The sequence below is a fragment of the Clostridium muellerianum genome (genome assembly GCF_012926525.1).
GTDB classification, from domain to species: Bacteria; Bacillota; Clostridia; order Clostridiales; family Clostridiaceae; genus Clostridium_AM; species Clostridium_AM muellerianum.
In genome coordinates this window covers 187,448-210,824 of sequence record NZ_JABBNI010000047.1, presented here as the reverse complement: position 1 = coordinate 210,824, position 23,377 = coordinate 187,448, and the positions used below count along the sequence as shown (strand labels likewise).

Sequence of the window (23,377 nt, the reverse complement as noted above, 5' to 3'; positions counted from 1 at the left end):
GCACAGTATTAGTATAGCATATTTATTGATATTTAAACAATTTATATTTTTAGCTATAAACCTTAAACAAACTTTTATTTCTTGGTTTTTAAAGCTTTTTCTATTTTTATCTTTATGTAATATATCCCTTATAAATTACACATTATTTTTCTACATTTTTTTCAGATTAATTAACATTCATGAAATTTTTTCCCAAAATTATTTTATTTTTTTATATATGTCAAAAAAAATGTAATTTCATATTGACTAATAATAACATCGATGTTATTATTTAAATAATAAAAGTCGAATTTTGTTCTAGGAGGGAAAAAAATGAAGTCTACTGGCATTGTAAGAAAAGTTGATGAACTTGGAAGAATAGTTTTACCTATTGAATTAAGGAGAACTCTCGATATAGCTATCAAGGATCCTTTAGGAATATATGTGGAAGGAAATCACATTATATTAAAAAAATATAATCCTGCATGCATGTTTTGCGGAGATGCTAAAGATGTTATAAATTATAAAGGTAAAATAATTTGCAAACACTGCTTTGACGAATTAAAGAATTCACTATAAAATAAACTATGCAAGATACAATTCGCAAACATATCTTGCATAGTTTATTTTATATATATGTACACTTCAAAGTTATAATTGATTTATTAGTGTAAATTTTTTTCTTTTATTGAAATTTTCTAAAAATTCTTAAATAATTATTGATTTTATATTTTATTATGCTATAATAACTATTAACAGCCTTTATGTATAGTTCTTAATACAATTGTTTAAAACCTTTCCCCTTAGATGTATAATATTTTCTCTTCTTTTATATTTAGATCAAAATTTTAATACTGTTTATGGATATCAAAATGTTTTATTACAAAAAACTGACTTAAAAATCCCAAGAATATTTAAAATGCCTGCAATTGAATTAAGAACTATTTAAAACAGCTGATTATGTTTTAATACAATCAGCTGTTTTATTTATTCTATTAAATTTTAAACTTGTTGGTTTCAAAATTAAGCTTTTGCGCTACTTCATTTAATTCTGATACAAACTTTGAAACGCTTTCTATATTCGCTAACAACTCTTCTGAAGATGCTGAAATCTCTTCTGAAGATGCTGAAGTTTCCTCAGAAACAGCAGTAACTGATTCTACTTTATCCATAATAGTTTCTTTAGACTTCATTGTTTTCTCAATAGAATTATAAGTATCTTGTACCAGTGGCGATATTTTAGCTGATGCATTAAGCATGTCTTTGAAAGATGACACAGCAGTATTTACTGTATCCTCTTGCTTTCCTAAAAGATTTTTAACCTGATCCGATGTATTAATTACATTTGAAGTCTCACTGCTTATAGATTGAATTAACTTTTGTATTTCTCCTGTTGACTCCTGGGATTGTTCTGCAAGGCTTCTCACTTCCTCTGCTACTACAGCAAACCCTTTTCCTGCTTCACCAGCCCTAGCTGCTTCAATTGCAGCATTTAATGCCAGTAGGTTAGTTTGTTCTGATATTTCATTAATCACATCAGTTATATTTCCCACTTGAGATACACTTGAATTTAAATTATTAATTTTCTCAGATACTATATCAAAAGACTCTTTTACATTTTCAATAGACTTTAAAAGAATTTCTATCTGAGATTTTCCTATCATTGCTTTTTCTTCTGTTTCATTTGAACTTTCTTTAACAGAGTCAATTTTGGTATATATATTTTGAAGTTCTTCAGACAATGTAGATAAATTCTGAACCACATCCATCAAATCATTTGCCTGTCGTGTTGCTCCTTCTGCAACATCCTGCACTGCATTGGTTACTTCATTAGCTGAACTTGACATTTCATCAGCATTATTGTTTAAATTAAGTGACATACTACTTACTCTAGAAGCCTCATCTTTTAAGTTTCCTATAGTTGTTTTCAGACTATCTGACATAGACTTAAAACTTTTACCTAAAACTCCAATTTCATCACTACTTAAAATTTCAATTTCACTATTAAATTCTCCATTTGCAACTTTTTCAGATACTTCTACTAAATTATTAAGAGACTTAATTATTTTCCTTGCAACTGCAAGCATAATAATAGATAATATACCAAAAGCAATTATTGAAACAATTATTGTCATTGCCATTATACCATTAATAGTTTTATGTACATTTTCTGTAGAAAGTGCCACATCTACAGCTCCTATATGGGTACCATTTTTATAAACAGGAACAACTATATCATATACTTCAGCTTTTCCTTTGTATTTATATGTAGATGTATGAATTTTCCCATTTACCGCTGCCGCTTTACTTCCATCATCATCAACAATTTTTCCTATTTTGTCTTTCTCGCTGTGAGCTGTTACTTTTAAATTTTTATCTATAAATTGAGAATAAACTATACCTTTATTCTCAGATACTAATTGCTTCATTAAAGTTTGAGCTTCCAGATTTGTACTTAATTTTTGAACTGTATTAGCAAGAATTCCTACTTGGACCATTCCTCCATCAGGTTTTCTAACATATCCGTATTTGTAATAATTATTATTCTCTCTACTCTTTCTTAGGTTTTCCATTAATACCGGTTTTTCTCCTGTAAGTACAGCATAAGATACATGTTTGCTATCAAATACAGAACCTACACTAGATGACAAATTAGAATATATTATTTTACCACTAGGATCTATAATATTTATTTCATCCACTTCGAACTGCTTGGACAATTGAATTAAATAATCATTATTGATTTTGTCTGAATTTGCTCCTATAAAAACTCCAAGAGTTTTTATCCTAGTTTCTATTGAATCATTTAAAAGATCCATACTGACACTATTTTTACCCATTTCACCAGATATTTGTTTTGCTATATTTGTTCCATCTGTTTTCATTTGTTCCATCAATTTTGATTTTACCTCGACTATAGATAACCCAGATATCAAAACTATCACTAAAAATATAATAGTTAATGGTATAGTAAGAATTTTAAACTTTATAGATTTACCTTTAGTTACAAAATTTTTATTCATAACTTTACTCCTTTCGCATAAATGCCTTATTTTTTTACTATAAATTACATAATTAACTATAATTCTTAAACTATAATAATAATATCACATTTTTCATTTATTTTCATTATCTGCAAGAAACATTTTATACAAATACTTATTAATTTAAAAAACAAATAATGAATGGCAATCTAATTACCATTCATTACTCTTATCATTCATTATTTATAAATTTCTATATTTGTTCCATTGGGCGCATACTGTTTTAATATATTAATCTCCTCATTAGTTAGTGCAATACATCCATAAGTCCAATCATACTTATTTCCACCACCATGCAATCCTACTTCTCCACCTAGAGGTGTATTCCATGGTGGTTGTTTTCTATTTTCTATAGCTCTCTCAATTCTTTTATAAGTAGCTTCATCAATAAGTCCTTCCTTCAGTCCTCTTTTAGCATCTTCTACATTAGGATAACTTACACCAATAAAATAAGTATATTTTGTATTTCCATTTCTGTAGCATAGATAATAACTTCCTTCTGGAGTTTTGTTATCCCCCTCTTTTTCCTTATATCCTTCCGGAGCTCTTCCAAGTCCAATTTTAAATCTTCCTATTATTTTATCATTAGAATATAGCTCTAATACTCTTCTCTTTTTATATACTTTAATAGAAGTTTTACTTGCAGTACTTTCTGGTTTGTTAAAAAAAAGCTTATTATCTTCCTTTACAGAATCGCCACTTTTTTGTGCAGAAATCTTATCATTACTGACAGCTTCTTTTGTTTTTATATACTTTCTTATAGACACTCCAGAAATAAGTACAATTAAAAAAATGCCAAATATTAAAAATACTAAAGGGAACTTTTTATATTCATTTTTCATGATATACCTCCAGTTATTTTAACAGCTCAATTTTCCTACTCTCATAATGATTTTCGTTACCTTTTTCATTTTCATTACTTTTATTTAATTATACAAAATATATATTTATTCCAAAAGACATTTAATATCTTTTTTTAATTCCTACTATTTTAAATTCCTACTATAGATTTAACCCACTTTACCAAACTTTCATTTTTCTCTCCCATTACTTTAACCTGTTTACATTTCTTATTATACTTATCCAAACTGGCATTATATTCTGCTAAGATGCTCCTATACTCTGCCAATTTTTTATTATAAACAATAATATTATTATTCCATTCCTCTGCATTATCGGATTTTAATTTTGTCATACTTTTTTTAATTTGTTCAAGTTCTTCATCTTTTTTCTTTAAACTATCACTCATATTTTCAATATTTTTTTTATCTTTTTCAATAGAAACATTCATTTCCTGTATTTGTTCAGAATTCACATTGGATTGGCTATTTCTTATATCTATAAGCCCTGCTACTAAAACTAAAAATAAAATTGTTATCAAAATGATAATTTCAAATATAAGTGACTTTAACCTTTCCATTAATATCATCCCCTAAATCACTTAATATAATATTTTACTATTAATTCAATATTATACTTATTTTACCATATGATTTAGGATAATGTATTATTCTAAAAATAAAAATTAATAATTTAAACTGGTTGTAACTATAAAAAAACTTTAGACATATTATATTTTCTAAAAAGTAACCTCTCAGTATACCTTTATCCAACAGTTGCCACCTAAGTTAGTTTAGAAAAATTCTATATAATATAAGGAACTCTGTCTACCTTAAATTTTTAAATTAGTATACAGAAAACTTTTTAACAAAATCCCTACACTTTTCAGAGAAATTTCTTACATTATTCTTTTCTTCTTTAATCTTTTGTGCAGTCATACCGCCTCTTCCCAATCTGTCACATAACGAAAGTAGAGCTACCTCTTTAAAATTCCCCTCAGCTACCATATCCTTTATATTTGCAAAAGGCATATTTTTAACTACAAAAAGAGTCTGCATATGCCATCTTACTAGATAAGAAACTTTTTTTATAAAATCCTCACTGCATCCAAACTCCTGTAAAAAATCTATAGAAAGCTTTTCTCCAACTATATCATGATCATAAGATGTTATTTTTCCTTTTCTCCTTTTCGTAGTAGGCGCTTTTCCTAAATCATGCAGCAATGCTGCCCACATAAACACCCTTGTATCTTCGCTCTTATCCTTTCTCTTAGAAGCCTCATCTATGACAAGCATAGTATGATTCCATACACTTCCTTCCGAATGATGCAGCGGCGATTGAGGCGTTTGTATTAGATCACTAAGCAAAGTTAGTGGATATACATTTTTAAATAATTCAGTTTCAACTATAGAACTAAAATATTCAGATGGTTTTTCATCTTCAAGCAGATGTTTATCAAATTCTTTAAATGCTTCTTCTAAGTTTTTCATATTACATACCTCTCATAATAATATTTAAATCATATTATTTATTTTTCCAAAAATCATTTATAATATTTTGTACTTCCATAACATTTTTTACAGTAATATTTGCATTCCAGTGCTTTGGAAAAAGTTCTCTATAATTTCTACTTGAAAACCTTTCGTCTATTAACATAACTCCCCCCTTATCATCCTCTGTTCTTATTACCCTTCCAACTGCCTGCAATACTTTATTCATACCTGGATACATATAAGAATATTCGTAACCTTTATTATTTATATTATTAAAATAATTTTTTATTATATCCCTTTCAAAACATAGCTTTGGCAAACCAACGCCTACAATTCCTACACCTATAAGCTTATCACCTTTTAAATCTATACCTTCTGAAAACATACCTCCTAAAACAGCAAATACTGCCATAGTTTCAGAATTCACTTTAAATCTATCTAAAAAGCTTTTTTTAGATTCCTCTGACATAGAACTTTCCTGAATTACAGTATTAATATGCGGATAACTTTCTGAAAATATATCATAAACATTTCTCATGTACGTGTAGGAAGGAAAAAATATTAAATAATTACCTTTTCTACCACGTACAAGAGCATTTATATATTCTGCTAGCAAATTATAACTTTTTTCTCTATTCTTATACTTTGTAGATACTCTATTTGCAATAATTAGCTTCATGTTTTCTTTAGGAAAAGGAGATGGTATTCTCATTGTATAATCTTCTTCATTTCCTCCTAATATTTCTTTAAAATAATTTATTGGTGATAACGTAGCAGAAAAAAACACAGCAGCTTTACCCCTTTTTACCGCTTCACCTAAAAGATAAGAAGGATCTAAGCAAAAAATTTTTATTTTAACATCATCATTTTGTTTTTCTACATAGGTTATAAATTTATCATCGTAAAAATCACTTATTCTTGTATAAGACAAAACATTAAAATATAATTCTAAAAGTTCATCATAACCTTCTATTTTATTATTTTTAGCAAGCCACTCTTCTGATTCCTTTGTAAACTTTTTTAACAAATGATAAATTTCTTTTATTTCCTGTTTTTGAGTATAAATATCACCATCTTGCTCCTCACAAATTTTTCTAAGTTTAATCATATATGAATTTATACTATTTAGAGCTTTAGCTATTTTAGGTTCTTTTTTTATCATTATTCTTTTTAAATTCAAAAATGGTTTTTTGTAAAGTTCTGCAGAAAACATTTCTCTTCCTCTATCTGCCAAATTATGCGCTTCGTCAATCAAAAATATATAATCTTCTCTTCCATTTTCAAAAAAGTTTTTTAAATACACCTGAGGATTAAAAGCATAGTTATAATCACAAATAATGCAATCTGACCATAATGCTATTTCTAAAGAAAATTCAAAAGGACATAATCTATTTTCCTCTGCATATTTTATTATTGTTTCTCTTGTCATCAAAGTTTCTTTATTTAAAATTTCAGTTAATGCATTATTTAATCTATCATAATGACCTTTAGCAAACTCACAATCCTCTGGATTACATGAAGGTTTATCCTTAAAACATATTTTTTCCTTTGCAGTAATAACTAAACTCCTTATTTTTAATCCTTTATCATTCATATTCATTACGCACTGTTCTGCCACATTAGCAGTTATAGTTTTAGCTGTAAGATAAAAAATTTTAGAGGTAAGTCCTTGTCCCATGGCCTTAACTGCCGGGAACAGAGTAGACACAGTCTTCCCTACCCCTGTAGGTGCTTGAATAAATATTTTACTTCCTTCTTTTATGGTATTATATACTGCTACAGCCATTTCTCTTTGACCCGGTCTATAATCGTCAAATGGAAATTTCATATTATTTATAGAAGCATTTCTTTTAACAGTCCATTCTTCTATAAAATTTGCCCACCAAAAATATTTATCTAATAAATCTAAAAAGAATAATTTTAATTCCTGGTCACTAAACTCTTTTATAAAATACTTACTTTCATCAGAACTTATATTGTAATAAGTTAACTGCACAAATATATTCTTTAAGTTATTTTGAACAGCATAAATATATGCATAACATTTAGCTTGGGCCATGTGAAGTATATTATAATCTTCATCTATTAATTCCAGCGGCTTATTTACAGTTTTTATTTCATCTATAATTATTTTTTCTTTTTCTATTATTACCCCGTCCGCACGTCCTTCTATAATAAAACTAAACTCTTTATACTCTATATCGTATTTTAAACTTACTTCCGCTTTATATTCCCTAATTATGTTATTCTCTTCTATATACTTTTTCTGAAGCTTTTGATGTGCTCTTGTTCCCTCTAATGCTCTACTGCTTCCTACAAATTTTGAATCTAAATCCCCACCTCTTAAAACAAACTCTACTAAATTTCGAATAGATACTTTTATTTTTTTATCATCCATAAAATCATCTCTTTTCTAATGCAAATATATCTTTATATATTTTACCTTTAATTTAAAATTAGTAATAGCACTTTTTACATATCGATTATTATTTAACTCTTTAATTACAACATAATACATAAGACATCTCAAAGAAAAAATTACTATCAAATTCACCCCATAATCATCACTTGTAACCCTTCCATATTTGTATAAAACTCCATCTGAATCTCCGAATTAATTGATGGTCAATAATTACTATATTGCATTATTGTGTACATGAGTTATAATTTATAGTATAAACATGTGAAGAAACTATTAATTTTTCTAAATTTCAAACGATAATGTTTTTGAATTGTAATTGAATTAAATAACATTTTTAATTATATTAACTTAAAAACTTAAGAAAGGAAGGTTGCATAAATGAATAAATCCAAAAAATTAGTTTTTGCTTTTTTTATATCTGCTTCCTTAATGAATGCTAAATGTTTGCTTCATAATTCTGTACATGCTGCAGGAATCATGCCAAATCCGCAGGATTCATCTTATGTAAGCGATTCAAATATTTTTACTAAGTACGGATACAAAGGACAATGCACTTGGTTTACTTACGGAAGAGTTTTAGAAAAGCTTTCTATTAATTTACCTTCGGAGTTTTATGGAAACGCTGTAGATTGGTGGTATGCTAATGCAAAGGATAAAGTATATAGCTATGGATCTGAACCTAAAGCTAACTCTATAATTGTTTGGGGTGGCGGAAATAAAGGCTACGGACATGTTGCTTTTGTAGAAAAAGTAGAAGGTGATACTGTATATTTTAACGAAGGAAATTTCAGTGTTAGAGGTGCGTACGACGGTCAATTAAAAACCTTATCTAAAGAGGAAATAAAAAATAGAGGAAATCTATTTTTAAAAGGATACATATACTTATCATCACCATCTACACCATCTTCACCTTCATCAAATAGTGGACAACCTATAGCACATGAAGATTCTAAATCTGATAAAGGTTTAGTTAATACTTCTAGCTATAGCTCGCCTCTTAACGTAAGAAGTGGTGCTAACGCATCTTCAGGAGTTATAGGCTCACTAAAAAAAGGAACTGCAGTAAACATAGTTGCTGTTAGTGGTGATTGGTATAAAATACAATATAATTCATCCTATGGTTATGTAAGCTCTAAATATATAAGCCTTAATGCAGCTACACCTGTTGTTGCAGCTTCTACTAGCACTAATGCTAGTACTAGTACCTCTACTTCAAATAAATTTGGTGTTGTAAATTTAAGCAATAAATCTTCTTCTCTTAATTTAAGAAGTAATCCATCAGGAAATGTTATAAGTTCTTTACCTTATGGAGCCAAAGTTCAAATACTAGAAAGCAGTGGTAAATGGTATAAAGTAAATTCAAATGGAGCTATCGGTTATGTATCTTCCGATTACATTTCTGTTTCTTCTGCGAATACAAATGCAAGCGTTAGTACAAATACCGTTGCTAAGGCACAACCACAAGTACAAGCTAATGGTAAAGTTGGTACAGTAAAACTTAGCAATAAAAATTCTACATTAAACTTAAGATCTGCTCCATGGACAGGAAGAGTACTTTCGGAACTTTCCTTTGGAAGCAAGGTTCAAATATTAGCATCTAATGGTCGCTGGTATAAAGTCCAAGCAGGATCTAGCGTAGGATTTGTTCATTCTGACTATATATCATTATAAAAATAATGCGAAGCCTTGCTTCGCATTATTTTTACCTTCCCACTAATGAATTAATACCGGCAATCCAATACACAAAATTAAAAATACAACAAAAATTATTATGGTTTTAATATTTCCAAAATTCATAGTCCATCCTATGCCAAATCTTTTTTCCACAAAAACAGCTGGATCATCTTTATTTACATAAATACTGCTAGCAAATTTCCAATACCTATCATCATCTCTATCCTGAAGCTTTGTATCCTCTTCATTTATATCTTCAATTTTAATTCTGCTTCCTCCCTGGCCAGTTTTTATAGACATAACCATGCTGCTAACAATCATAAGCATTGTTATAGCAAATATAACTATCATGCTAACTTTACCGCTCATTTTTATAACTTGAAGTATACTTAAATTTCCTAGAGTGAATAAAATACTTATAACTATACTCATAAGTATCATATAAGCTGACCATCTATATCTAAATATCTTATTTCTTTCTTTAGACTCCTTTGGATTTGAAGCACTTATTTGCTGTTTTGACCAACCTATAGTTTTATATGAAAAAAACATGATTACAAGCATAAAAATTTGGACTGCAGGCATTTGCCAGATTAATTTATATGATTTTTTAGTCCATCCACTTGCTTTCCCAGCAAAATTAAAATGAGTAGCCACAACATCAGGAAGTTTATTATATACCTTATATCCTATATATATATTTATGATCACTATAACCAAAGGTATTAAAAACCATAAAGGAGATGCTAGCATATCCTTACTCTTTTCCTTAGTGAAATTAGTATCCACTACTACCGCTGATTTTTTAGCTTTATTCCAGTTAAGTTCACTTTTAACCTGTTTTACTTTTTTATTAGCTATAAAGTAAACAAAAAAACTCATTATTAAATAAATTATTACTAATATAGCATTTAGAATATTAAAATATTCATTTAAGTAATAGAACAAAAGAAAAGCCATAATTACAAATGCTACTGAAGCTATTATATTATTTATAACATATTGCTTATAAATCTCTTTCAACTTTTCATTTTCAAGCTGCTTTTCAGGTATTCTTATACCAAAGTATATTTCTTTTCTAGTAAGCTTAGGGGTTATAATTTGAATGAAAAATATTAACATTACAATAAATACTATTGATATTGATGATAAAACTCTATTATCCATCTCTAATTCCTCCATACTAAAAAAATAGTTTTTATAACTTTTCGGCAATTTCAATACTAAAAATAAATTATAGCTTTACTATTTGTACTCATTAAATATTTCCTTACATACATTCAAAAACTCTTTTTCATCTACACCTTTAGAAGATGCTTCTGCTATAAAATAGCTTAATTCTTCTTTTAAATTCTCCATATACTCCTCTGAATATGCTTTTGATATCTTATTTACTAGAGCACCCTTTCTTCTATCTACAGTTATAAAACCATCCATTTTCAGCATACTGTACGCTTTATTAACAGTATGCATATTTATTCCTATATCTTCTGCCATTTGTCTGACTGAAGGAAGACTATCCCCTTCTTTCAGCTCACCCTTTGCTATTCCTTGTATAATCTGTCTTTTCAATTGAATATATATAGGTGTATCTGACTCAAACTCTATTTTTATTAGCATAAATTTCACCTCCCTATATAATTACAGTACTTTAAACATACGTGTTGTATTTGTTATACATATACTATAACAAATACAACAAGTTGTCAATACTTAAATGAAACTCCTCCTCCTATTCGTCGGATGAGTAAGCGATCATCTCAAAGTCATAGATTTTGGATACCTGCTTAAAAGAAAAAATAAAGATTGGTAAAATTTCTTACCAATCTTTATACTTTCATTATTTATATACCTTTTTGTTTTAATTTACCATTACCACTTATTCTCATTCCGTCTATGTCAAAAATTTTCTTCATGTGCTTTTCAGTGGTAAATACTGTTACTGTTAATACAGGAACAAATGCTATAAGCGGAACCAAATATGGTTTTGTCGCAATGAAAGCATATGCAACTCTTCCTATAATCAACAAAATGATTCCTGCTATAATATATTGAGTTGATGAATATCTATTTCCTTCATCCCAGGTTTCTTGATTCATCATAGACATAGGTGTTCGATAACCATACCAAGAGTTAATTTTCTTTGGTCTTACTATTTTAGGTATTAATCCAAATCCTAATGTTACTAAACCAAAAATTAATGAATACACCATATACGCCATCTCCTCCACAGAAATATTTATCCCATTGCTACCATCCGCAACACTCCCATTTCTTTTAAACGAGAACCAACAGCTGATGCACCACTGGATAAGCTCTTTTAAGACTCAGATAAAAAGCGATATTACTCATAATCAAGCTCCATCTCAGCCTAAAAATTGCTTAATAAAATAATTATGAAGCTTTTACTTATTTCTATATAAATAAAGACTTCATATTAATTATATACTTTAACACCCTACTCATGTCATTATAATAAAACAAATCTGAAAAAAAATCTAGTAGATTTTTTTAATTACATAAGGTAATTAATAGTATTTAAAATAACCATTTCCATGAATCGTATACTTGCTCTATATATGTTAATCAAAATTTCACTTTATTGTAATTAAATTCTATTACATTATCACTACAAATTATGAATTTTTACCCGAATTAGCATTATCAATTTTATCTTTCATTTTTGTATCCAATTGATCTAATAATGATTGTCCTTCTTTTCCATCTTCAGGATAAGTAGCAAAAACATATTTTATTTCATACTCATTATACCTTCCATCTTTTTTCTTAATTTCTTCATAACTACTTTCTATACTTTTTTCTATTTTATTTACAGGGCTATTACCTTCCCAGGGAATAATTCCTGCAAAACTTGAAAAACCATGTTTTACAAACAAATCTGGCACTTTAAATAAATTCTTAAGTTTTTCATATAACAAATCTATTAAAATCAAGTATCTTTCTTTTGCTTCAATTTTTTCTCCCTCTAAATTTGAGTTAGGCTTTACTAAACTTACCATCATAATTGAAACTTTGGAATTTTCTTTCTTAGCCCTATCTATTTGTTTTAGCATATATTCCTGAAAATTCAAATAAACTATTTCTTCAGGTTCTTCGCCTTTTTCATGTGAAACGATTAATTTATCTATTTTTCTTATAAACGTTTTAGGATCAAATGGCTTTAAAATGTATTCAGAAATCCCTTCTTTGATACACCTTATAAAGTCAATTCTTGTATTCATTTTAGTTAATATCATTATAGGAATTTTTAAATTCAATCCATTTATCTTTTTTAAAACCCCAAACCCATCCTCGCTGGTTAACCCAACTTCTAGAATTATTAAGTTTATCTCACTTTTTTTATCATAAAGTTTATTAAAAAAATCAAAGGATGTACCGGACTCATAAATCTCTATATCTTCCTTCGCTAATAATTCTTTCACCCTATATCTTATATATGGCATATCATCTAATATTATTATTTTATACATAACTACCCATCTTTCACATCATACTTACTATTTTAGGTAAAATATCTTTTCCTGTAATATACTTATTTATCGGTTATGTATTATATAATTTTATATATTTATATAAAATAAAGTTTTTTTAAGCAATTACTGTATTTTTTAAATTTTTTCACTATTCAAATATTAACGCACAAGTTGTGGACAAATTTGTGGATAACTTGTACACAACCTGTATATAACCTGTTTATTATATACTAACATCTGCCATATACATTGTATTAATTCATTCCTCCATCTACTGTTATTATTTGTGCAGTAATATATTTAGCAGCATCACTGCATAAAAAGACAATAGTTTTACCTATATCCTCACCCTTACCAAACTTACCTATAGGAATTTCCTCTTCCAATTCTCTCCTTTCTTCTTTACTTAAAAAGCTATTCATTTCTGTATCTATAACTCCTGGAGCCACTGCATTTATTCTTATGTTTGAAGGTGCCATTTCCTTTGCTAGGGCTTTTGTAAATAAATTTACAGCTCCTTTTGATGCAGAATATATTGCCTCACAAGATGCTCCAACATTTCCCCACATAGAAGACGTATTCACTATACACCCACATTTTCTATTTACCATGTGCGGAAGAACATTATGAGAACAGTTAATAACTCCATTCAAATTTACATTCATAATTCTTTCCCATTGTCTTTCATTCATCTCCATAAAAAGACCTATATATGAAATTCCTGCATTATTAATTAATATATCTACTTTTCCAAAATGCTCTATTGCACTATTTATAAGCATTTTTGCCTGATCATATATACTAACATCTGCTTTCACCATAATGGCAACTCCGCCAATTTCTTTTATTTCATCTAAAGTTTTTGCAGCTTCTTTTTCATTACTTACATAGTTTATTACTACAGATGCTCCTGCTTTAGCTATTTCAAGCGCTATACTTTTTCCTATTCCCCTAGAAGAACCTGTAACTACTGCTACTTTTCCCGTTAAATTTTCCACTTCTAAAACTCCACTCCTTTAGTATAAAATTAGCCTTAGGTATACGAAAGAAAATAACAAGTCAAATATGTTAGTATATTTTGCGTCAGACAAAGCAGCAGGTTCCGCTGATAGTTGTTCTATCAAAGGGTTCCGCTGAAGCAGCATGATGCAAAATATGCCAACATATTGACTAGTTACTTTTTTTGAATATGCCTTATATTATTATAGCACCTGCTAACTTTCTTTACATAATTTAATTTTAAATTCACTTATGGATTGTAATAATTGTTCTGCTCCTTTTGCATTTTTAGTTGATTTAACACATATATTTACATTTTCTTCTTTAAGCTCTCCAATATTACCTGCAATATCAGTTGATGCTTCTGAACATTCCCCAACAGACTTTGTCAAAGTTTTCATATTTATTGCCATTTCTTCTATTGAAACATAAACATTTTGTAATACCAAATTAAATCTTTCTATTACATTTTGAAATTTATTTCCATCCTCTTTATAATCCTCACTTACAACTATGATTTTATCATAATCCTTTAACACCTCATTATCCATAACATTTAAAACACACTTTGCAGAATCTGAAAGCTTTTCTACTGAATTTAAAACATTTTTTACATTTTCCTGTATATCGCAAACCACGCTGCCAGATTGTTCTGATAATTTTCTTATTTCATCAGCTACTACAGAAAATCCCTTCCCATGATCACCTGCTCTTGCAGCTTCAATTGCAGCATTTAGAGCTAACATGTTAGTCTTCTTGGATATATCTTTTATTACTTCTGCCATTACAGAAACATTTTTAACAACCTTTGTATCCTGTAATGCTTCATTTAACCTTTCTCTTGATTTAAAATAAACGTCCAAAATTTGAACTCTAGAGCCTTCTATTTCATTTTTTATAACGCTTGCTTTATTTCTTATGCTATTAGCCAACCTTAAACCATTTTGAGCTTCCTCAACAGTATTATTTATTTCATCTTTTATATTAAAAGACCTGCAGGCTAGTTCTTCAATATACGCAGAAGCCTGCTGCATATTAGCCGAAATTTCATGAGATTTAAACGAAACATTTTCCACATTTTTATGTACTTTTTCAAACATATTATTTATGTCCTTAGTAGAATCTAAAGTACTTTTTCCATTGATTTTTACTGAATGTATAATTTTTTCAACATTATTTATAGCTGCATTTAATGCATCTGCTGTTTGTCCAAATTCATCTTTTCTTTTTATACTTATTCTGTGACTTAAATTACAATCTGATAATTCTTCTGCATATTTCTTTATTTTTAATAACGGGCGTTTTATCCACCTTGATATTATAAAACCCACTCCCATACCAATTAGTATAAATAATATAGTCATAATTATAAATTTGTATTTTAATACATTTGCTTCATTAAATATTTCTTTTTTAGGTATCGTTAGTGCCATAGACCATTCCGTATCTGGAATAGGAGAATAAGACATAAACATTTCCTTACCATCTTCCATGTAGTAACCAGATCCTTTTTCCGACTTTATCATCTTATTTTCTAGCTTAGCTAATCTTTCCAAACTTTTATCTTTATTTGCATTTTTAATAGTGTTATCTTTATTTAAAACCAATTTTAAATCTTTATGTGCAACTTTAGTACCTTCTTTGTTTATTATAAAACTATATCCACTTTTACCTACTTTTGTTTTTTGAACTATTTCGTTTAACTTTTTAGTACTCATATTACAAAATAAAGCTCCTATTATTTGTTCATTTTGATTTTTAATAGGTACTGATATAGCTATAATCTGTTCTCCTTCTACATTGGTAACTGGATCAGATATAGCGGTCTTACCATTTAGAGTTTCTTTCAAATATAAGTTATTTATGGAGGAAAGATCTATTTGAGTTTTACCTCCATTCGCAAAATGTGTTAAACCATCAGGTTCAATTACATTTAAATTTATATATCCTAAACTCTTAGCTTCTGATAAAAGTACAGGGCTTTGTATTTGAATATTCATGGATTGAATTTCCGGTCTGGAAGCTATTTCATTCATAGCTTTAATATCTTGATTAATAATTGAGCTTACTAGTAACGCTCCATCAGAAGCTCTATATTCTAAAGAAGATGTGATAGTGTATTCCAGCGTTTTATAGGAACTAGTGTATGAAACATAACCTAAAATTCCACATACAAATGTAAGTAGCACAGTTATTTGGAACATTATTTTAATTCCAACGCTGTCCATAAAATTAAAATTTAAAAATCTTAGAGTATTTGTTATCTGCATCTTACGTATAATGTTCTTCATCATTGTCCTCCTTGATATTATTACCAATTAGTATTTTCATTAATTATTTTACTATTAAAAAGTAATAATATTATTAAATGACAAAGACTTTAACCTGTTTTTAACATCGCTGTATGTTAAATTAACATACTTTTAACTTTACTAAAAATAACTATTTTATAATGTAAATACAAAAATATTGTTTGCCAAATAGCATTTTTATAATATAATATTTATATACTGTAAACAATATTCAATATTAACTAATACTGATTTTTTACAGAAAGGATGTAACTATGCTTGATTTTAAAATTTTAACATTAGAAGATAAAAAACTATTTGATAAATATTTAAAACCATATTTATTTGAAACCTGTGAATATTCTTTTACAAATCTTTTTATATGGAGAAAAGCTTGTGATATACAGTACGCTATTTATAAAGATGTGCTAATTATTAAAAAAATGGACTTTGATGGAAACTACCACTTTATGCAACCTATAGGTTATAAAAAAGAAAATCTAAAAGATATAGTTAATTATTTATTAAAAAATAAATCTTTATATAATCTAAATTACCTTTTTAAAGATGCCGAACAACCCTTTATAAATGACCTTTTAGAAGTTTTCGGTGATACTTTTGTTATAGAAGAAGATAGAGATAACTTTGATTATATATACGAAAGTGAAAAACTTATAAATCTGTCTGGCAAAATACTTCATAAGAAAAAAAATCACTATAATTATTTTGTCAAAAACTACGATTATAAAGTTTCTGAAATAACTGCTGAACTAATACAGACTTGTATAAAAGCCGCTCGTGAATGGTGCTACAAACATATGTGTAAGGGATACCTTTTATATGAGCTTAAGTCTATAGAAGAATTATTAAAGAATAGTAGTAAATTAGACTTTATTGGAATGGTTGTGCATGTTAATGATAAATTATCAGCTTTTACTATAGGTGAGAAGGTAAATGAAAACTTAGGAATAATTCATATTGAAAAAGCAGATTCTGACATAAGGGGTCTTTATAACTTTGTTAATAAAACATTTATTGAAAGCTATTTTAGTGAGATTCCTTTTATAAATCGCGAACAAGATTTAGGAATTGAAGGCCTAAGAAAAGCAAAATTATCTTATTCTCCAGTTAAATTTTCTAAAAAATTCAATGTAAATTAAATACTATAAGATTTTTTGTTTAATATATTTTGATTTTATTAATGCATGTGGAGGAAAGTAATAAGTTAAATATGTTAGTATATTTTGTGTCAGACAAAGAAACAATTTTCGCCGACACAGTATGGTGCAAAATATACTAACTGATTTCTTAGTTATTCAATATATTTTGATACTAAACTTTATTTAAATTTTCCTATCATAACTTTCTTGTACTAAATAATTCATCTACCACCTTTTGAGCAAACTCAGCTACTTCTATTCTGTCATCCTCATTTCCTTGATATATTGGCACTAAATCATTTTTTCTGCAGAGCCTGTTAATAATTTTAACATTAGATATTAAATTATTATGTGCGTTACTTCTTTGCTTATCAAGTTTTTTAATATATTCCCTATATTCAGTACCTTCTTTGTTGTATTTTCCAACCATTATTCCTATCTCTAATACATTAACTCTTCTTAAATAATCTGAAGCAGAATCTACTAACTCTTCCATCATATCTAAGCATTCACAGTCTTCACTTTTAGAAACTACATGAATAAATTCATTAATTTTCTCTCTAAACATAGTATGTCAACTCCCCATTCTCTATCTTATATGTAACAATACTATTTTAACACAACTATATTTTATTTACAAATTATTCCATGAATTAATATACATAAACTTTTTTATTAATTCTTTATACTAACAAAAAATAAACTTATTAAAAACGTTATTGTAGAAAGTATTATAGCTATCATTAAAAATCCCGTTATCAAAATATTATATTTTATTAAATCAACAGATAATATATATTTTGATAAATTTAAAGCATTCAGTATAAATAATATTATAAATATAACCCCAAGACCTTTTGACGCTCCCTTTATATCCGCAGAACTTAAAGATATATGAGATGATATACATATAGCTGCAAATAAAAATATATAAAAGTATGGATTTTCAAAATTCTTCAAAGAAAAAATAACTTTTATCAGGCCTAAATAAGAATTCATTACTCCTTCAACTGTACTCTTATTTAAAGCTGTAACATGTAAACTTCCAAATAATATACTTATAAAACTACTGTATGCTTTAGGAATTATAATCTTCATTAAAGCAATTATTGAAAAAACTCCTCCAAATATAGGTGCTATACCTATAAAAAAATTTCCTATCTGCTGGTAAATGCTATTTTGATTATATCCATGCTGTACATATCCAAGTACACCATTTTCATCTGGTTTTTGAAGTAATTTTACCCTGGTAATTTTATGTCCAAACAACACAGCAAAAATAGCATGACTCAATTCATGAATTGGAACACCAATAAATCCTGTTATCATTACAGCTTTACTACCAAAACTCCTTTGAAAGTTTTTAATTGAATTATTTCTTAATATACCAAGGATCAATCCAATTAATATAACCATACCTGTTAGATAAACTGTTTCTATACAGGTTTTTAATAACAATTCTATTACAAAATTCATAATATATCACGCCCTTCAATACAAAAACTATGTCTCATAATTTAACTTAGCAATTCATAATTATACTATTTTTACTAAAACAATATAAATTATGCTATTTATTTTAACACATCTTAAGTGTCTATTAAAACAAATTTAATGTGAATTATTTTTTTATATTAAATAAAAACTTTTTTATTTATAATACTAAATTTTAAAAATTATCTGATACTTTTTTCTAATATGTGCATACTATAAAGACGAGGTGAATTATAGATGAAAAAGAATCAAAATGAACTGACCTATAAAAACAAAATACGTTCTACAAAAGAAAACTTATATAGAGAAACAGAGGCATATGATGCTAAATTTGCTCTTTATAAAACAGGGTCAATATTACCAATTGATATATATAAATATAATTTATATAATTATAAATTATATTTTTTATAATACCTAATATTAGAAAAAAGCCAAGATTTTAATCTCAGCTTTGTTTTTATTTTATTACAGGAATACACCTTAATCTCTCTTATTTTTATCACAAACAAAATCCACATTAGAGTACTTGTTTTAGCTCTAATGTGGGATATCTCATTCAAAACTTTATTTGTAGATTCAAGAGTTTATTTTGATCTTCAAATTATTATTTGTAGATTACACAAGTTTCGCTAATAAAAACATAGTTTTCATTCCCAAGGAAGTGAACTTTGCCTCATATTCTGTAACTATATTTCCCTGGAAATCGCTATTATGAAGATCATAAGTTAAATATTTAATATTAAAACCATTCTCCTTAAAATAAACTTGAGAATCCTCAAATAAATCCTTATCATCTGTTTTAAACCATATTTCACTTTCAGGCTTTAAAAATTGCTTATATTGGTTTAAAAATCTTGTATGTGTAAGCCTTCTTTTGTTATGTCTATCCTTTGGCCATGGATTACAGAAATTTATATATATTCTACTTACTTCATTTTCATCAAACATTTCTGAAATATTTGTTATATTAGTAGGAATAATTCTTGCATTTGTAAGTTCTTCCTGTATTAATTTTCTTAAAGCATATATCAACACTTCATCCTTTAAATCTATTCCTATATAGTTAACATTAAGATTTTGCCTTGTATGCTCACATAAAAAAGTTCCTCTTCCACATCCTAATTCTAAATATATAGGATTTTGATTTTTAAATTCTTCACTCCATTTTCCTTTATATTCTTGTGGATTTACTATGGTTAAAGGACTTTGCTCCATCTCTGGTCTTGCCCACCATTTTTTCCTTAGTCTCATAAAAAATTCCTCCTGATGTATTAACAAAATTTAAATAAGGCATATGAAAGAAAATAACAAGTCAAAGATGTTAGTATATTTTATGTCAGACAAAGAAACAGGTTCCGCTGATAGTTGTTTATCAAAGGGTTCTGTTGACGCAGTATGACGCAAAATATACTAACATACTGACTTGTTATTTTTTTGAATATGCCTAAGGTAATTCAGTATAAAGTACATCATTACCTTATTTACGGTATTTTGCATTGCATTATATTATAATACTTGCAATATTAATAAGTGCGTTATATAAAAGTTTTGATGGTATTCCAACTATATATGATGCTATTGGAGTTACTATAATTACTAAAAGTATAATCATTTGATACTTATATACTGTATCTGATATTTTGTAATAATAGCTTGGAAACAAATCCCTCAAAATATGAAATCCATCTAATCCCGGTATTGGTATAAGATTAAAAACAAAAAGCATACAATTTGTAGTAACAGTAAGGTACATTATCCTTAAAATTATCCCATAAAGCCCTGAAGTTACACTTAATGCTGTTAATCCATATTTAGATATCAGTGCCATAAATATTGCTGCTATAAATGCCACTATTAGATTTGCTATAGGTCCAGCAATAGATACCTTTAGATCATCCTTATACCTATTTTTAAAAGCCGATGGATTTATTTGAACAGGCTTTGCCCATCCAAAACCAGCAACTAATATCATTATAAAACCAATTATATCTATGTGAACAAATGGATTTAAAGTAAGCCTGCCTTGGAATTTAGGAGTTTTATCTCCTAACTTATCTGCTACAACAGCATGTGCATACTCATGAAAGGTAAAGCCTATAAGTATGGCTGGTATCATGAGTATTATATTTATCAGCGAATTTTCCAAACATAATCATCCTTTCTGCCTAATACAAGCTATTTTTAATTAAATAAAGTCTTTATAAGTTTTCCGTCACTTAAAGATACTACTCCCCCATTATACATCTGCAGGAAAGACCCTTCATACTTATATTCTCTTCCACTAGAAAATTCCTTTACAAGCCCTCTAAGATTATCATTTATATAAATCTTTCCCTGTTCTGTTATAAGTATATTATCTTTATCTACAGCGCTTCCTAAATCTACAGTTTGTAAATTATTTCTACCTTCTTTTATAGATCCATAAAATATTTTAGTTACTTTATCTTCATTAGTTTCACCTATATATATATTATCATTATCGTCCACACCTACTAAACTTGGTCTGTTTACACCATTTATTTCTAGAGGTTCATCCTTATCCGTTGTATATATTCTGCCGTGAGTCAAATCCTCATATACTAATTTATCTTCATGAGGTAATAGCTTTATGTTACCTATTTGATAGCTTCTTGTTTCAACATCTTTCATTTCTTTCATTATGTTAATCCAATATATTTTGCTGCGTTTTCCACTACTAGCCACTTTAACATATATTACATTGGTAAGAGGTGATGCTTGTATATCCACAACTTCTGATTTTTTATCATCTAATTCTAAATTTTTAATATCTTCTTTTAAATCTTTATCTACATCATAATAAGCTAACTTAAAACTTGATTCATCACTTGAACTTTCCTTTTCAGCTATAAGCATTCTATTTCTATCAGAAAGCCATTTGTAAAAGGATACCTTCACTCCATCTTCAAATTCTACCTTCTTTTCATCACCTGTTACTGTATTTACTATTTTCAATATATCTCCATCGTAATAAGCTAAAAACTTACCATCAAATGATATATTTATATTTTTTGCAGTATCTGGTATGTTAATTTTAACATCTGGTTTTTTATTGTCGCTTTTAACTACTTTTTTAGCTTTTATAGTTGTGTCCGATGCTAATAAATACTTATTAACATAGAAAAGACCTGCCAGCTGCACCGATAATGATATCATTATCCATATAAGAATTCTTACGAAAATCTTCATTGAGCACTCTCCTTTTAATACTTATCTAATGTACTTAAGGTTTAACATAAACCGCAGATGGTACAGATCTTTCTCCTAAAGGATCGCATGGATTGTTTATTACTTCTCCTTCGTGATACATAGTTGATGAAGAGCCTCCATCAAGATTTGTAGCATTTACTGCACCATATTGAATCATTATATTTTGTACATCCTTTAATGTTGCACCTACGCTTTTTGTTTGTCTTCCGTCTATAACTAAAAATAATATAGAACCATCCTGTCTCTGACCTATAGCAGTTCTTGGAGCTACTCCCCAACCACCATCACCAGATTTTATAGTTCCTCTTCCATTTACAACTATTGCTGGTCCAAAAGATATAGCCTCTGTAACGCCAAGTGATTTCATTTCTGATAAGCTGTGATTTCCTACTAAAAGTTCTCCTTTTTTAGTCATTGCCATTACTTCTACTTCTTTATCTTCATCCGCTACATCATTATAAACTGCTTTGCCATCACTCATTAATATTCCAACAGGTTTTCCTCCGGTTCCTGTCCACTTACTATCTCCAGATGAGCTATCTGTAAATCCACCACCGTTAATTGCTGCTACAGCATTATTATCCTTTGCTATTTGACTTGTTAATTCACCTGCTACACCTAACTTTTTACTGTAACCCACTTTTACCCTCGTTGGATCATGAATGATAAGCATATATCCTTTGAACTTTCTTCCATCACTAACGTCTTCTCTTTCAATGCTTGTATCATGATTATTTGCAAAATTAACCTGTGAAACCTTGTCTTGTTGGATATTTTCCATAGTGTTTTCACCTAAAATTTTATTAATTTCTTCGTCAGATAAAAACATTTTAGCAATAAACTGATGACTAAGTGTTGTCATTGCAGATTCTACTATAGTTTTCTTTACATTTTCAAATGGTCCATAAAATATTAAAAGAGGAGCAGTTACTCCAGTAAATAATAGTTCAAATATGAAAAAACCTACAATTAATTTCCAAATGGATTTCTTTTTCTTACCATCGGTTTTTCTTTTGTCCATATGTTAAAACCTTTCCTTTCTAAAATTACATCTCTCAATATTGTACAATAAATGCTATATTTTTTAAATAGAAATAATTATAAATACCCTATAAAAGTTGTTAATAAAGATTAAACTTTAGGCATGATAGGGATTTTCTTAATTTATATAAATTACTATATTTACCTTTTCATTACAGTTATATGTAAAATTATTGACATTTATTTCTATTTCAATACCTTTTAATGCATAAAAT

The 23,377-nt window shown here is 28.0% G+C and carries 21 protein-coding genes; 4 read left to right on the top strand and 17 right to left on the bottom strand.

Annotated features, from left to right (window positions below):
• The first annotated feature begins 312 nt into the window (after positions 1–312).
• Positions 313–558 (top strand): AbrB/MazE/SpoVT family DNA-binding domain-containing protein, encoded by a 246-nt coding sequence (locus tag HBE96_RS19025; RefSeq protein ID WP_169299289.1) that lies wholly within the window; start codon positions 313–315, stop codon positions 556–558.
• 416 nt (positions 559–974) lie between these two features.
• On the opposite strand, the gene HBE96_RS19020 is transcribed toward HBE96_RS19025, so the two are convergent.
• From HBE96_RS19020 to HBE96_RS19000, 5 genes are all read right to left on the bottom strand, one after another.
• Complete coding sequence (locus tag HBE96_RS19020; RefSeq protein WP_169299288.1) at positions 975–3,002, bottom strand: methyl-accepting chemotaxis protein; 2,028 nt, start codon at positions 3,000–3,002, stop codon at positions 975–977.
• A gap of 200 nt (positions 3,003–3,202) precedes the next feature.
• Positions 3,203–3,865 carry a L,D-transpeptidase family protein gene (locus HBE96_RS19015; RefSeq protein WP_169299287.1) on the bottom strand — a complete coding sequence of 221 codons (663 nt, stop codon included), beginning with the start codon at positions 3,863–3,865 and terminating at the stop codon, positions 3,203–3,205.
• A 149-nt stretch (positions 3,866–4,014) separates the two neighbouring features.
• Positions 4,015–4,443: a hypothetical protein gene (locus HBE96_RS19010; RefSeq protein WP_169299286.1), complete on the bottom strand. Its 429-nt coding sequence runs from the start codon at positions 4,441–4,443 to the stop codon at positions 4,015–4,017.
• Positions 4,444–4,708: 265 nt separating this feature from the next.
• A complete protein-coding gene (locus HBE96_RS19005) occupies positions 4,709–5,353 on the bottom strand; it encodes an HDIG domain-containing metalloprotein (protein ID WP_169299285.1) in 645 nt (214 codons plus the stop codon).
• Between the two features lie 34 nt (positions 5,354–5,387).
• Positions 5,388–7,754, bottom strand: coding sequence for an ATP-dependent DNA helicase (locus tag HBE96_RS19000; protein ID WP_169299284.1), 2,367 nt, complete (start codon positions 7,752–7,754; stop codon positions 5,388–5,390).
• Positions 7,755–8,156: 402 nt separating this feature from the next.
• Between HBE96_RS19000 and HBE96_RS18995 the strand changes: the two genes are divergently transcribed.
• Positions 8,157–9,449, top strand: a complete 1,293-nt coding sequence (locus HBE96_RS18995; protein ID WP_169299283.1) for an SH3 domain-containing protein — start codon at positions 8,157–8,159, stop codon at positions 9,447–9,449.
• A 42-nt stretch (positions 9,450–9,491) separates the two neighbouring features.
• Here HBE96_RS18995 and HBE96_RS18990 read toward each other — a convergent pair whose 3' ends face one another.
• The 6 genes from HBE96_RS18990 to HBE96_RS18965 form a co-directional block, all read right to left on the bottom strand.
• The gene (locus HBE96_RS18990) at positions 9,492–10,619 is read right to left on the bottom strand and encodes a DUF1648 domain-containing protein (protein ID WP_169299282.1); all 1,128 of its coding nucleotides are present in this window, start codon (positions 10,617–10,619) and stop codon (positions 9,492–9,494) included.
• 78 nt (positions 10,620–10,697) lie between these two features.
• A complete protein-coding gene (locus HBE96_RS18985) occupies positions 10,698–11,072 on the bottom strand; it encodes a GntR family transcriptional regulator (protein ID WP_169299281.1) in 375 nt (124 codons plus the stop codon).
• 224 nt (positions 11,073–11,296) lie between these two features.
• Positions 11,297–11,665: an SdpI family protein gene (locus HBE96_RS18980; RefSeq protein WP_169299280.1), complete on the bottom strand. Its 369-nt coding sequence runs from the start codon at positions 11,663–11,665 to the stop codon at positions 11,297–11,299.
• A gap of 423 nt (positions 11,666–12,088) precedes the next feature.
• Positions 12,089–12,943: a response regulator gene (locus tag HBE96_RS18975; protein WP_169299279.1), complete on the bottom strand. Its 855-nt coding sequence runs from the start codon at positions 12,941–12,943 to the stop codon at positions 12,089–12,091.
• Positions 12,944–13,200: 257 nt separating this feature from the next.
• Positions 13,201–13,944, bottom strand: coding sequence for an elongation factor P 5-aminopentanone reductase (gene ymfI / locus HBE96_RS18970; protein ID WP_169299278.1), 744 nt, complete (start codon positions 13,942–13,944; stop codon positions 13,201–13,203).
• Positions 13,945–14,160: 216 nt separating this feature from the next.
• Positions 14,161–16,236 (bottom strand): methyl-accepting chemotaxis protein, encoded by a 2,076-nt coding sequence (locus HBE96_RS18965; RefSeq protein WP_169299277.1) that lies wholly within the window; start codon positions 16,234–16,236, stop codon positions 14,161–14,163.
• A 275-nt stretch (positions 16,237–16,511) separates the two neighbouring features.
• On the opposite strand from HBE96_RS18965, the gene HBE96_RS18960 reads away from it, so the two are divergent.
• Positions 16,512–17,396 (top strand): DUF2156 domain-containing protein, encoded by an 885-nt coding sequence (locus tag HBE96_RS18960; protein ID WP_169299276.1) that lies wholly within the window; start codon positions 16,512–16,514, stop codon positions 17,394–17,396.
• 196 nt (positions 17,397–17,592) lie between these two features.
• Here HBE96_RS18960 and HBE96_RS18955 read toward each other — a convergent pair whose 3' ends face one another.
• Together HBE96_RS18955 and HBE96_RS18950 are read right to left on the bottom strand one after the other, a co-directional pair.
• Positions 17,593–17,964 carry a DUF3232 domain-containing protein gene (locus HBE96_RS18955; RefSeq protein ID WP_169299275.1) on the bottom strand — a complete coding sequence of 124 codons (372 nt, stop codon included), beginning with the start codon at positions 17,962–17,964 and terminating at the stop codon, positions 17,593–17,595.
• 107 nt (positions 17,965–18,071) lie between these two features.
• Positions 18,072–18,872 carry a M50 family metallopeptidase gene (locus tag HBE96_RS18950; RefSeq protein ID WP_169299274.1) on the bottom strand — a complete coding sequence of 267 codons (801 nt, stop codon included), beginning with the start codon at positions 18,870–18,872 and terminating at the stop codon, positions 18,072–18,074.
• Positions 18,873–19,127: 255 nt separating this feature from the next.
• Here HBE96_RS18950 and HBE96_RS18945 point away from each other — a divergent pair, with 255 nt between their 5' ends.
• Positions 19,128–19,304, top strand: coding sequence for a hypothetical protein (locus tag HBE96_RS18945; protein WP_169299273.1), 177 nt, complete (start codon positions 19,128–19,130; stop codon positions 19,302–19,304).
• A gap of 204 nt (positions 19,305–19,508) precedes the next feature.
• Here HBE96_RS18945 and trmB read toward each other — a convergent pair whose 3' ends face one another.
• The 4 genes from trmB to HBE96_RS18925 form a co-directional block, all read right to left on the bottom strand.
• Positions 19,509–20,144 carry a tRNA (guanosine(46)-N7)-methyltransferase TrmB gene (gene trmB, locus HBE96_RS18940; RefSeq protein WP_169299272.1) on the bottom strand — a complete coding sequence of 212 codons (636 nt, stop codon included), beginning with the start codon at positions 20,142–20,144 and terminating at the stop codon, positions 19,509–19,511.
• Between the two features lie 250 nt (positions 20,145–20,394).
• Positions 20,395–21,009 carry a site-2 protease family protein gene (locus tag HBE96_RS18935; RefSeq protein ID WP_169299378.1) on the bottom strand — a complete coding sequence of 205 codons (615 nt, stop codon included), beginning with the start codon at positions 21,007–21,009 and terminating at the stop codon, positions 20,395–20,397.
• 65 nt (positions 21,010–21,074) lie between these two features.
• A complete protein-coding gene (locus HBE96_RS18930; protein ID WP_169299271.1) occupies positions 21,075–22,100 on the bottom strand; it encodes an NHL repeat-containing protein in 1,026 nt (341 codons plus the stop codon).
• 34 nt (positions 22,101–22,134) lie between these two features.
• Positions 22,135–23,142 carry a phosphodiester glycosidase family protein gene (locus tag HBE96_RS18925; protein WP_169299270.1) on the bottom strand — a complete coding sequence of 336 codons (1,008 nt, stop codon included), beginning with the start codon at positions 23,140–23,142 and terminating at the stop codon, positions 22,135–22,137.
• Positions 23,143–23,377 lie beyond the last annotated feature (235 nt).